This window comes from Arthrobacter sp. ISL-28 (genome assembly GCF_018613875.1).
Lineage (GTDB): Bacteria > Actinomycetota > Actinomycetes > Actinomycetales > Micrococcaceae > Arthrobacter.
Genome location: NZ_JAGGPJ010000026.1, coordinates 1 through 12,436, shown reverse-complemented (window position 1 = coordinate 12,436; position 12,436 = coordinate 1). Strand labels below are relative to the sequence as shown.

The following is a 12,436-nucleotide window of genomic DNA, read 5'->3' as shown; positions in this document are numbered from 1 at the left end:
CATAGGTGGAACCAGGCAAAGTGGGGATCAGACTCGGGGTTGTTACCTCAACAGACAATTTGTCCTCCAAACAAAAACACGACTAACAAATCAACGAAACGGGTCAAAACTCAGGGGGGAACGGCCGGATTTCAGAACCGGCCCGCTCAGGACGCCGGGGGATGATCTTTCGGATGACGGCAGTTCAAGAGCCGACGGCGGCCCCCACCAGTGCGGGCTGCTCCATCCCGGCGGCCAGCCCTTCCCGCTGGGCCGGTACAGCTTGGTGGGCCGGCACCGCCTGCTTGGCCGGCGAGCCGAGGCTCCGCCGCCACTTCGTGAACAACTTGGGCTGGTTCATGCCCAAAACTGCCACCGGTGCGTCTTCGCGGTAGTACACGGCCAGGAAGCTGTGGGCGAGGGCGTCCCCGGCCTCGATCTCGAGGCGGTCGTAACCAGCCGAGTGCCCGGCGAACTGCAGCTTGACGCCGTGCTGGTCTGACCAGAAATAATGCGGCTTCGCCGGCTGCTCCAGGGCGTCCTGATCCAGCAGCGCCCGGACAGCAAGGGCGGCGCGCTCGAGGGCGCCGGTCCAGTGCTCGATGCGGCGGTGAGTTCCGGCTGCCTGGTCGAACCACGCGGCGCAGTCCCCCACGGCAACGATGCCCGGAATGTTCGTCCGGCCCATGGCATCACACACGACGCCGGCACCAAGCTCAAGTCCCGAACCAGCCAGCCAGCCGATATTGGGCTCGGCACCGATGCCGACCACGACGACGTCGGCGGCGACATAGCGACCGCCGGAGAGCCGCAGGCCCGTGACATTCCCTTCATAGCTGTAGAAATCCTCGATAGTTGCGGAGGAGATCAGTTCCACGCCGTTGGCTGCGTGGAGCGCTGCCACCACTGCGCCCATCTCGGCTCCCAGCTGGGCGGCGAAGGGCACGGGTTTGGTGTCGATCATGGTGACCTCCATGCCGCGGGACACCGCGGCGGCGGCAACCTCTGCCCCGATAAAGCCGGCACCGATGACGGCCATACTGCTTCCGGGCACCAGCTCCGGGGCAAGGCTTTGTGCGTCCGAGAGAGTGCGCAGGGAGAACACATTGCTCAACCCGGCCAGAGTGGGCAGCTGACGTGCACGGGCGCCGGTGGCGATGACGATTCCGTCAGCCTGGAGAGTGCTTCCGTCCTTCAGGGTGATGATCCGTGATCCGGCGTCCAGCGATACGGCCCCTCCTCCGAGCAGCCATTCAGCCTGCAGCTCGTCGGTTTCGGATTCCAGGAAAAGGTCTTCTGCCGTGATGGCGCCGAGCAGGAAGTCCTTGGAAAGCGGGGGTCTGTCGTACGGGCGGTGCGGCTCATCGCCAATGATGACCAGCCGTCCCGTGAAGCCTTGGGCCCGGGCTGCCCGGGCGGCGGAAAGCCCCGCGAGCGAGGCTCCCACAATCGCAAGCGTCTGCATCTCGAACAGCCTCCTTCAATTGCTTCTTGCGCAACAACATTCGTTATATGCAACAGCGTGATCCATGCCACGTTAACTGTCAAGGCCGGACGCCCAGGCTCCGCAACAGACAAGAAACACCTTGACAACCCGTGTGAGCTAGCGCACGCTGTTGCATATTGCGATGACTGTTGATCAATACGGAACCCGCGCCAGGTTCCCGACGATCGCCCAAAGAAATTGAGGTCCACTCATGCACAAGGCATGCCCGCTCAGCGAACTGGCACCCGGGGAGGCGCTCCGCCTGGAAACCTCGCCGCCCATCGCTGTTTTCCACACAGAAGATGGTGAGCTCTTTGCCATCGATGACACCTGTACGCACCAGGACGCCTCCCTGGCCGATGGCTGGGTGGAGGATTGCTGGGTCGAATGCCCGCTGCACGCCTCCCGGTTCAACCTGCGTACAGGCAATATCGACGCTCCGCCGGCCAAGCTGCCCGTCCGCACGCACGAAGTGACCGTCATCGACGGCGACATCATGATTACCGAATCCGACGAGGCTCCCAACCTCCCCCCTGGCCTGACGGTCAACGGCCATGTCAGCCAATGAATTCGGCCAAAGGGCTTTGTCGTGGCGTTCAACAGCGAGACCACCTTTGCCGGTGACACCCGGCTTAGACCAGGCCCCCTCCCACCCCTCGGGTGGGATAGGTCGTGAGGACGGCCGGGAACTCAACGACGAGTCCCTGGCGCCATCCCGGCCGAGACTGAAGCCTGCGAACAATTCCTGCACGAACTCCGCCAGACCGAAGACGAACAGGCGCACTTTCGCCGCAGCCGCAGACAGTCCTGCCGCCAACGTCGCAGCCACCAAGTAGGAGAAACACCATGACCACAGTTCTTGAGAACCGGCCTGCCGTCAGCGCCGCCGCCGGGGCCACAGCGCAAGCCAAAGCCCGCACCCCTGAATTCGTCCTCACCCTGGCCTGCCCGGAACGCCCGGGCATCGTTCGGGCAGTGACCACCTTCCTGGCCGACCGTGGCTTCGACATCGTGGAGCACCAGCAGTTCGATGACCATGTCAGCGGGAAGCTGTATCTGCGCACCGCCTTCACCGGCAGCAGAATAGAATCCATTGACCGGGCACACGGCGATTTCGAAGGCTCCGAAGGGCTCAACCAGCGGACCGCCGAAGGCCTCACCGCCGAGTTCGCCGCGACGGCGGGGGAGTTCGGCATGGAATTCAGCATCCACGACGGCCGGCCCCAGCGGCTGCTGGTGATGGTCTCCAAGTTCGGCCACTGCCTCAACGACCTCATCTTCCGCTGGCGGGCCGGCAGCCTGGGTGCGGAGATCGCCGTCGTGGTTTCAAACCACGAGGACCTGCGCCCTATGGCCGAAGCGGCCGGGCTGCCGTTCATCCACGTTCCCGTAACCGCCGCGACCAAGCCGGAGGCCGAGGCGCGCCTGCTCGAACTCATCGCCGAATACGATGCCGACCTGGTGGTCCTGGCACGCTACATGCAGGTGCTCTCCGACGGCCTGTGCCGGTCTCTGCGCGGCCGGGCCATCAACATCCACCATTCCTTCCTGCCCGGATTCAAGGGCGCCAAGCCCTACCACCAGGCGTACGACCGCGGCGTGAAACTCGTGGGCGCCACGGCGCACTACGTCACCCCGGAGCTGGATGAAGGCCCCATCATCGAGCAGGAAGTCTTCCGGGTGGACCACAGCCTGGATCCGGACGCCTTGGTGACGGTGGGCCGGGACGCCGAATCGCAGGCCCTGTCCCGGGCGGTCAGATGGCACTGCCAGCACCGCGTCCTGCTCAACAACACCCGCACCGTCGTCTTCCGCTAACTTTTTCCGCAAACGCGAACCAGGAGAACCACTAAACATGAGCGCATCACCACGCGTAGTCATCATCGGCGCCGGCATCGTCGGCACCAACCTTGCGGATGAACTCGTCAGCCGGGGCTGGAGCAACATCACCGTCGTCGAACAGGGTCCGCTGGAACTCGCCGGGGGATCCACCTCGCACGCACCCGGACTCGTGTTCCAGACCAACCCGTCCAAGACCATGACGGAGTTTGCCAGCTACACCGTGGACAAGCTGCTCTCCCTCAGCGCCAACGGAGTGTCCTGCTTCAACCAGCTCGGTGGACTGGAACTGGCGACCACCGAGGGCCGCCTTGAGGACCTCAAGCGCAAGCTCGGCTACGCCACTTCCTGGGGAATCGATGGCCGGCTCATCGACGCGGACGAATGCGAGAAGCACTGGCCGCTGCTGAACAGCGGCGCTTTTGCCGATGGCCGCAAAGTCCTCGGCGGCCTGTACGTGCCGTCGGACGGCCTGGCGTCAGCTGCGCGCGCGGTCCAGCTCCTCATCAGCCGGACCCGTGACGCCGGAGTGACATACCTTGGCTCCACCACTGTCACGGGCATCGCGCAGTGGGCGGGCAAGGTCACCGGCGTCGAGACCTCCTCGGGTGTCATCCCGGCCGACATCGTGGTCTCCTGCGCCGGCTTCTGGGGGCGTGAACTGGGCAAGCTGGTCGGCCTGAAGGTGCCGCTCCTGCCCCTCGCGCACCAGTACGTCAAAACAACGGCCGTACCCGAGCTTGCCGGCCGGAACGAGATGCCCAACGGGGCAGGCATGCCGATCCTGCGCTACCAGGACCGCGACCTCTACTACCGCGAGCACGGCGACTGCATCGGCATTGGGAGCTACGCCCACCGCCCCATGCCCGTGGACATGGAAGCGCTGCCGAAGATCGGCGCGGATGAGATGTCCGAGCACCGCATGCCGTCCCGGCTTGACTTCACCCTTGAAGACTTCGCCCAGTCATGGGAAGACAGCCAGGACCTCCTGCCGGCACTGCACCGGGCACAGATCCAGGACGGCTTCAACGGCATCTTCTCCTTCACCCCGGACGGCGGCCCGCTTATGGGCGAGGCACCCGATGTCGCGGGCTTCTTCGTCGCCGAGGCTGTCTGGGTCACCCACTCCGCCGGCGTGGCGAAGGCCATGGCCGAACTCCTGGTCGACGGACAGCCCCGCACGGACCTGCACGGTTGCGAGCTCACCCGCTTTGAAAAGGTCCAGACCAGCGACGAATACGTCAGCGAAACGTCCCAGCAGAACTTCGTCGAGATCTACGACGTGATGCACCCGCTCCAGCCCAAGGAGTCCCCGCGGGACCTGCGGGTCAGCCCGTTCAACGTCCGGCAGAAGGAGCTCGGCGCCTTCTTCCTGGAGTCCGCCGGCTGGGAGCGCCCGCACTGGTTCGAGGCCAACCGCGGCCTGCTGGAGGAACTTCCGGCCGAGTGGCAGGCCCCCGAGCGCGACCCGTGGTCCGCCCTGTATTCCTCCCCCATTTCGGCGGCCGAGGCGTGGAGGACGCGCACCGCCGTCGGGCTTTATGACATGACGCCGCTGAAGCGGCTGTCCGTCAGCGGCCCCGGCGCGCAGGCTCTGCTGCAGCGCCTCAGTACCGGGAACATCGCCAAGAAGCCCGGTGCGGTGACGTACTGCCTCCTGCTGGCGGACGACGGCGGCATCCGCAGTGACGTGACCGTGGCCAGGCTCGATGAGGAGACGTTCCAGCTTGGCGTGAACAGCAACGTCGACTTCGACTACCTCCGGGTCGAGGCCAGGAAGCAGGCAGCTGCCGACCCCTCGCAATGGGCCCACGTCACGGACATCACCGGCAGCACCTGCTGCATCGGGCTGTGGGGGCCGCTGGCACGTGAGGTGATCGGAAAGGTTAGCGGCGACGACCTCAGCAACGAGGGCCTGAAGTACTTCCGGACCAAGGAAATTTCGGTGGGCGGCATCCCGGTCACGGCCATGCGGCTCTCCTACGTTGGCGAGCTCGGCTGGGAGCTCTACACGACTGCGGAGTACGGCCTCAAGCTCTGGGACCTGCTGTTCGAGGCCGGGCAGGAGCATGGCATCATAGCCGCCGGCCGCGGGGCGTTCAACAGCATGCGGCTGGAGAAGGGCTACCGGCTGTGGGGCACGGACATGACTTCCGAGCACCACCCCTATGAGTCAGGCCTCGGGTTCTCCATCGCCAAGGACAAGGTGGGCTTTGTCGGGGCCGAGGCGCTGGCTGCCCGGAAGGAACAGCCCGCCAGCCGGGCCCTCCGCTGCCTGACGGTCGACGACGGAACCTCCCTGGTGCTGGGCAAGGAACCCGTGTACGTCAACGGCGATCCCGCCGGATACGTCACGAGCGCCGCCTACGGCTACTCCGTGCGCAAGCCGATCGCCTACGCCTGGCTGCCGGCCGGCGTCGAGATCGGCGACTCGGTGGAGATCGAATACTTTGGCAAGCGCCTCGCGGCCACGGTCACTGCCGAGCCGCTGTTCGACCCCGGCATGGAGCGGCTGCGCGGCTGACGCGCTCCCTCCGCCGGTTGCATACCGCGAAGTCACCCACTCACAGGAATCTGTGGGTGGGTGACTTTTTCGGACCTTATTCAAGGGTTGGCGGCGTACTTCGCGTTTTCCCCGCCCCGGACAGGCGGGCCGAGCGGATTGGCGAGGCTGACGTCATCCCGCCTTGAAATCAGCTCCTTCTTGGGGGCGGGATCTCCCTTGACGACCTCATCGAGCGCTCGATGATATTGCTCCACGATCAGATCTATGGACCCTGACATTGGTTTCTCCACCCTGCACTTCCGAGCGAGGCCGCCGAGCAGCCCGCCATTTCTCCGGCCATGGTGGCACCGCCCACCAGGGATGTCCATAGTGCGGAGCGGGGCGTCCTTCAACGCCCGCCGCGAAGGACACCCCGCTGGGTCCGGCTACTGCTGGTTCAGCCACTCCTTGAGAGAGATGTCCCCGATGCGTGCTTCGCCGAGGGGAACGATGCTCGTCTCTTCAATTGGCATACCGAAGTAGCCCGCCTCGGTATCAATGACCACTGGGCGGGGATCATTGTGGGCCGCGAGAACCCGGGACACGAATTCGTTGATCCCTCCACGCTCAGGGCCTGCCATTTCAAGAACGCCGTTAATCGCCGCCGAGACCGCCGTCTCGGCCACAATACGAGCAACGTCGGCAGCAGCCATCGGCTGCATGAGATGACTTGTCACATACACCGACCCGTCGCGTGTTGCGGCCTCAGCGATCGCTGGGAGGAATTCGAAGAACTGAGTAGCCCGCAGAATTGTGTACGGCACTCCGCCTTCTCTAATTGCCTTCTCCTGGGCAGTTTTTCCGGCAAAGTAGCCGACAGCCCCGATACGGTCGGTTCCAACGATCGACAGAGCCACATGGTGTCCCACACCCGCCTTTGTCTCGGCAGCAAGAAGATTGCGGGATGAGGCGGAGAAGAAGGGGACGACTACCTTCTCATCGAAATCGGCAGTGTTCGTGAGGTCGACAACGACATCCGCCCCCGCCATCGCCTCATCCAGTCCCTGACCTGTCACGGAATCCACTCCAGTAGATGGGGAGGCCGCGATCGCCTCATGGCCCTGACTGCTTAGGCTCTCCACTACGTGCTTGCCGATCAGGCCCGTGCCGCCGATGACTACGATCTTCATGATCTTCCTTCCGTTTGTGGCGTATAGGAATGTGGTGACATCCCGTCCACCAGCTAAGACCGGATACCAACTCAATCTGTGACAGCCTGAGGCAAATTGGACCGATCAGCTAAACGAGTGTCGATCACAGGCCCAAAATGGCAAAGTCAGGCGCCAACCCTTGCAACCCCGGACAGCTTGTCCGGGTTCATCATCCACAGCAGCCGATCAATACCCTGGGCGGACACCGTGATCGTCACGACCGCGAACACCACCCCGTCCCGTGTCAGACGTGCCGAAGGCTGGCCATTGGCCATGAAGGGCTCAATATCGACACCGAGCCAGAAGCGCGACGCGAATGCCTTGAGATACTTCGCGACCCGTTCCTTTCCGACAACAGGAAACTTGGAAGCGCGAGCCTTACCGCCGCCGTCGGAGTAACTGACGACGTCAGCGGCGAAGAGTTCTTCCAGTGCGGCCAGATTGCCGGTCCGCGCCGCAGCCAGGAATGCTTCCAGCAGACGCTGCTGTTCCCGCACGCTCACTGCAGCGCGTTTCTCCTCAGCAAGGCGTTTGCGCGCCCGGCTCACCAACTGGCGCGCATTCGCTTGCGTCTGTTGGATGATCTCCGCGATCTGCTCGTACGGGTAGTCGAACGCTTGCCGCAGCACATACGCGGCCCGTTCGGTCGGCGACAGCTTCTCCAGCATCAGCAACACAGCAAACTGGAGGGCTTCACCGCGCAAGGCGCCCAGTTCAGGGTCGGAGCTCGTGTCCACGGGCTCCGGCAGCCACGGTCCGACATACATCTCACGACGAACACGTGCCGACTGCGCAACATTGATGGCAAGCCGGGTGGCGGTGGCCGCCAGGAACGCCGGCGCATCCCGCACGGTGCTGCGATCATAGGCCTGCCATCGGATCCACACCTCCTGCACGATGTCCTCCGCCTCGCTGACACTCCCGAGCATGCGGTAGGCGATCCCGAACAAGCGGGAACGGACATCAGCGAATATCGTCGATGCCGTTTCTAATTCAGAGGCTGAGCCGGAATCGGCATCCATGTGCCCTATGCTACTGCTCCAATTGTGGAGCACGGCAGCCATAGCGTGGCCCGAGTAGTACCCCACAGCTCCGATCGGCACCCAACGGCCGCTCATTTCTGATCGAAAGCGGTCTCACGCATTCCCCGGAGGGGAGGCCTCACGGGGCGTCGGGCGAATGGCGCCCTCCTAAGACTAGTCCCGGAACGCCTCGGGCCCTGGCACTCCCCCAACTGCGGCCACAAGGCGCTCTCTGGGGCGGCTCAGGTGCTCGTCGAGAAAATTGCTGGCAGCGTCGCCGTCGCCGGCCTCAATGAGTTCGAGCAGGTGCTGGTGTTCCTTGATGATGCGTTCGGGCTGGACGAGGTGGAGGCCCTGGATTTGGGCCATGCAGAGTTTGACCTGGGATACGAGCGAGCCGTACATGCGGCTGGTTCGTGGACTGCCGATACTGTCCACGAGTGCCATGTGAAAGCGCATGTCCGGGTCCACCGTGTCAAAACCGGAGCTGCCGTCCAGCTGCTCCAGTTCGCGCTGGGCGGCTATTGCTCCGGCCGGAACTGAACGTGCCTGGGCGAGTTGCAGGAGGACCGCTTTTTCCAGCCGCGCCCGCGTGAAGTAGATGTCACGGACATCTTCAGGTCCAAGTTTGATGACTCTTGCTGTCTTGTTCGTGCGGCGCTCTAGCACTGATTCGGAAACCAGCTTCTCAATTGCTGCCTTCGCAGTGGGCCGGGCTACGTCATAGCGGGTGGCGACGTCGGTTTCGGTGAAGGAGGTTTCACCTGGGTATTCACCGCGCAGAATCCGCGAGCGAATGTCGTCCGCTATGGCATCGACGCGGGATGCGGCCGCTGGCTGGGATGTCACGAAAAACTCCTTGGTCTCCCCGACACTTTATCGCCTTTTGTTAGGCAGATCTACCAGTAATTGCTAGACAATATTTTACGGATTGCTAGACAAATACACCCTTAATGCTGTTTGCTTTGTTAGACACATCACGCCAGCCTGAACCGGCGTCCGCTCTCAACGAGGAGACCTCGAATGTTCCAACAAGTGCTTGATCCACTGGCAAACTCACTGGTTTGGTCGGCGATACTGGCGGCGGCCCCGCTGATTTTGCTCTTTGTGCGCCTCGGAGCGTTCCGCGTGAAGGCCCACATTGCGGCGGTCGCGGCCCTTGCCCTGTCAATGGTGACCGCGGCGCTGGTCTGGCGCATGCCCGTCTTGCAGCTGTTCAGTGCCACTGCCGAAGGTGCTCTACGGCCTGATTCCGATCCTCTGGATCCTGATCAATGCCCTGTGGATCTATAAGATGACTGTCACCGCCGGGTGGTTCGAGGTCCTGGGGCGCGCATCCGGAAGATCTCGAACGATCAGCGGGTCTTGGCGATCATCATCGCGTTCTGCTTCGGCGCCCTGCTGGAGTCCCTGGCACGCTTCGGCGCACCCGTCGCCATTTCCGCGGCCATGCTGATGGCTGCAGGGATGAAGCCGCTAAAGGCAGCCTTGGTTTCGCTGCTGGCCAACACTGCTCCGGTGGCATCCGGATCGATGGCGGCCCCTGACGTGACCCTCGCGGCTGTGACCGGCATCGACATGCACACTCTCTCCCAGATGGCCGGACGCCAGACTCCCTTTATCGCCGTCATCGTTCCGTTCATCTTGGTCTACCTCGTTGACGGCCGGCGCGGCCTGCGTGAAACCTGGCGGGTAGCCCTGGTCGCCGGAGTGGTCTTCGCCGTCGCCCAATACCTGACGTCCAACTTCATCGCCGCCGAACTGACCGGCATCGTGGCCTCCGTTGCCACCGTCCCCGCCGTACTCCTGACCCTGCGCTGGTGGAAACCCAAGAACGAACCGGTCTTCGCAACGGCAGCCTCTGGAACGGAGCAGGCCCGGGCGCTGTCCGCGGCCGGAACCACCCAGACCATCACCCGCTTGGACACCGGCACCTCCCGCTCGGGCGGCCGGTTTACCTTCCTTGCGGTGCTGCCGTACCTCATCATCATCGCGGTCTTCGGAATCAGCCAGGTCCCTCTGGTCAAGTCCCTGCTCTCAGCGATGGGATCGGTCACCTTCGCCTGGTCGGGGCTGAACGTGGTGGACGCCAACGGGAACCCCGTCGCAGCCCAGATGTTCAAGCTGGACCACATCAAGGCCACAGGGTCCCTCCTGCTCCTGTCAGGTGTTCTTGTCGCCGCCTGCTACCGGATCACGTTTACCGAAGCAGTGAGAGCCTACAAGGACACGCTGATCCAGCTGCGCTTCACGATAGTGACGGTCATGTCCGTTCTAGGGCTCGCCTTCGTCATGAACCTCTCCGGCCAGACCGCGAGCCTGGGCTTCGCCCTTGCCTCAGTCGGCGGGCTGTTCATCCTCTTCTCCCCGCTGATCGGATGGATCGGCGTAGCCATCACCGGCTCGGACACGTCATCCAACTCGCTCTTCGGCCTTCTCCAGGTAACCGCCGCCGGGCATTCGGGACTGAACCCGGCTCTTGCTGCGGCGACGAATTCCTCAGCCGGAGTCCTCGGCAAGATGCTCTCGCCGCAAAACCTCGCGGTCGCCGCCGCCGCAGTGGGAATGTCCGGCCGGGAGGGGGATATCTTCCGCAAACTCCTCGGCTGGAGCCTGGGCCTCCTCGTCCTGTTCCTGGGACTCGTTTACCTCCAATCCACGCCCGTTCTTGGATGGATGGTCCCCTAGTGGCACACCCTTCAGTACTGATGCCTTCACCACTGATGCAAAAACACACAACCTGGACGAACACCCGTCCGCCCAAACACCCAACAGCGCACAGGAGAAAAACAGCATGCATCAACTCACAATGGAACGCCGGGGCGAGGAGAACGGTCCGCGTTTCCGCTCCGCCACACCGCGCCCCGTGCGCGTTCTAGTCGCCCCTGACAAGTTCAAAGGCTGCCTGAGCGCACTCGGTGTCGCCGAAGCCGTCCGCTCCGGCATCGCCTCCCTGACCACCGACGCACAAGTCCAGGTAACAGTCCTCCCCCTCGCCGATGGCGGAGACGGAAGCGTCGAGGCAGCCGTGTTCGCCGGCTCAAGCGTGAAAACGGTTGAGGCCCACAACGCCGACGGCGACGTGCAGCACGCGCAGATCGCCTTTGACGGAACAACGGCGGTGGTGGAGGTGGCAGGAACCTGCGGCCTTGCGACATTGCAGGGCCCGTTACGTCCCTTGGCAGCGTCGAGCAGGGGCTTGGGCGAAGCCATCCTGGCCGCGGCGTTCCTGCAGCCGAAAACCATCGTGGTTGCCCTCGGAGGCAGTGCCAGCACCGACGGCGGGGCCGGAATGCTTGCCGCCCTCGGAGCGGAGTTTCGGGACGAACATGGGCGTCTGGTGGAACCGGACGGCGGCTCACTTCACCGAATAGTCCACGTCGACCTCAGGAACACGTTCGACTTCGAGGGAATTGAACTCATCGGCGCCAGTGACGTAACCAACCCGCTGCGCGGAGTCCAAGGGGCCGCGCACGTCTTCGGACCGCAAAAAGGAGCGGACGATGATCTGGTCGCGGTACTCGACCGAGGCCTCCACTCGCTCGTCCAAGCCTGCACGACCATCCCGCATATCGATGCGCCTGCCCTTGCCAATACGCCCGGAGCCGGCAGCGCCGGAGGCATCGGCTTCGGTCTTCTGCTCCTGGGCGGATCACTCGTATCCGGCGCCGACTACTTCCTGGACCTACTGGATTTCGATGATCACACCCGGCAATGCGACCTGATCGTGACCGGAGAAGGACGCCTCGACGCCCAAACACCCGACGGCAAACTCATCTCGGCCGTCTGCAAACGGTCCGCAAACACGCCCGTCTGGGCCGTTGTCGGCTGCTCAGTCCTTGGCGAGGGAGAGGCCAGCAGCCTTGGCCTCGCCGGCGTCACGGCGCTTCAGGACATCACGGCTCAGGACACCTCCCAGGACGCCGCTTTAGCGAGGACAGCACTCCAGGCCGCCGGACGAAGGATCGTCGAGACGCTTGCTCTCGACACGAAGCACGTCACGTCCACATGCAGCACGAAAAAAACGGACGACCACTGAATGCCACCCCGAGGGGAAATGACAGACAATGATCGAAATTGTGTTGAATTGTGAGAAAGTGTTGCTATGCTCGAAGTGTTTGTGCGCCCGTTACGGGCAGCTTTGAGCAATAGCGAAACGGGAAGGTTTCATGATGAGGATTCTGGTCACTGGCGGTACCGGCTACATCGGCTCGCACACAGTTCTGTCCCTGCAGGAAGCCGGCCACGAGGTGGTGGTCATCGACAACCTGGCGAACTCCAGCGAGGAGTCGCTGCGCCGGGTCGCCGAACTCACGGGCAAGGAAGCCGCGTTCCACCCCGTGGACCTCCTGGACGAGGCCGCCGTCGACCGGATCTTTTCCCGGCACACCGTCGACGCCGTCATCCACTTCGC

10 protein-coding genes and 1 pseudogene are annotated in these 12,436 nt (G+C 63.6%); 6 read left to right on the top strand and 5 right to left on the bottom strand.

Features of this window, described 5'->3' with window-relative positions:
- Window positions 1-184: 184 nt before the first annotated feature.
- Window positions 185-1,444, bottom strand: a complete 1,260-nt coding sequence (locus J7E80_RS16920) for an NAD(P)/FAD-dependent oxidoreductase (RefSeq protein WP_215053403.1) — start codon at window positions 1,442-1,444, stop codon at window positions 185-187.
- 232 nt (window positions 1,445-1,676) lie between these two features.
- On the opposite strand from J7E80_RS16920, the gene J7E80_RS16915 reads away from it, so the two are divergent.
- The 3 genes from J7E80_RS16915 (at window position 1,677) to J7E80_RS16905 (ending at window position 5,828) form a co-directional block, all read left to right on the top strand.
- Entirely contained in the window at window positions 1,677-2,033 is a 357-nt protein-coding gene (locus J7E80_RS16915; protein WP_215053402.1) for a bifunctional 3-phenylpropionate/cinnamic acid dioxygenase ferredoxin subunit, read from the top strand.
- 278 nt (window positions 2,034-2,311) lie between these two features.
- Entirely contained in the window at window positions 2,312-3,283 is a 972-nt protein-coding gene (gene purU / locus J7E80_RS16910) for a formyltetrahydrofolate deformylase (RefSeq protein ID WP_215053401.1), read from the top strand.
- 37 nt (window positions 3,284-3,320) lie between these two features.
- The gene (locus tag J7E80_RS16905; protein ID WP_215053400.1) at window positions 3,321-5,828 is read left to right on the top strand and encodes an FAD-dependent oxidoreductase; all 2,508 of its coding nucleotides are present in this window, start codon (window positions 3,321-3,323) and stop codon (window positions 5,826-5,828) included.
- Window positions 5,829-5,908: 80 nt separating this feature from the next.
- Here the strand turns inward: J7E80_RS16905 and J7E80_RS16900 are convergent, their stop codons facing one another.
- The 4 genes from J7E80_RS16900 to J7E80_RS16885 form a co-directional block, all read right to left on the bottom strand.
- Entirely contained in the window at window positions 5,909-6,088 is a 180-nt protein-coding gene (locus J7E80_RS16900; protein WP_215053399.1) for a hypothetical protein, read from the bottom strand.
- Between the two features lie 147 nt (window positions 6,089-6,235).
- Window positions 6,236-6,979, bottom strand: coding sequence for an SDR family oxidoreductase (locus J7E80_RS16895; RefSeq protein WP_215053398.1), 744 nt, complete (start codon window positions 6,977-6,979; stop codon window positions 6,236-6,238).
- 146 nt (window positions 6,980-7,125) lie between these two features.
- Window positions 7,126-8,022, bottom strand: a complete 897-nt coding sequence (locus J7E80_RS16890) for an RNA polymerase sigma-70 factor (RefSeq protein ID WP_215053397.1) — start codon at window positions 8,020-8,022, stop codon at window positions 7,126-7,128.
- A 174-nt stretch (window positions 8,023-8,196) separates the two neighbouring features.
- A complete protein-coding gene (locus J7E80_RS16885; RefSeq protein ID WP_215053396.1) occupies window positions 8,197-8,871 on the bottom strand; it encodes a GntR family transcriptional regulator in 675 nt (224 codons plus the stop codon).
- 174 nt (window positions 8,872-9,045) lie between these two features.
- Here J7E80_RS16885 and J7E80_RS16880 point away from each other — a divergent pair.
- The 3 genes and pseudogenes from J7E80_RS16880 to J7E80_RS16870 all read left to right on the top strand — a co-directional run.
- Window positions 9,046-10,710 (top strand): annotated as a pseudogene (locus tag J7E80_RS16880) (L-lactate permease).
- Window positions 10,711-10,816: 106 nt separating this feature from the next.
- Window positions 10,817-12,061, top strand: coding sequence for a glycerate kinase (locus J7E80_RS16875; protein ID WP_251037009.1), 1,245 nt, complete (start codon window positions 10,817-10,819; stop codon window positions 12,059-12,061).
- A gap of 133 nt (window positions 12,062-12,194) precedes the next feature.
- The coding region (locus J7E80_RS16870) for an SDR family NAD(P)-dependent oxidoreductase (RefSeq protein WP_215053395.1) at window positions 12,195-12,436 on the top strand (242 nt) is incomplete at its 3' end.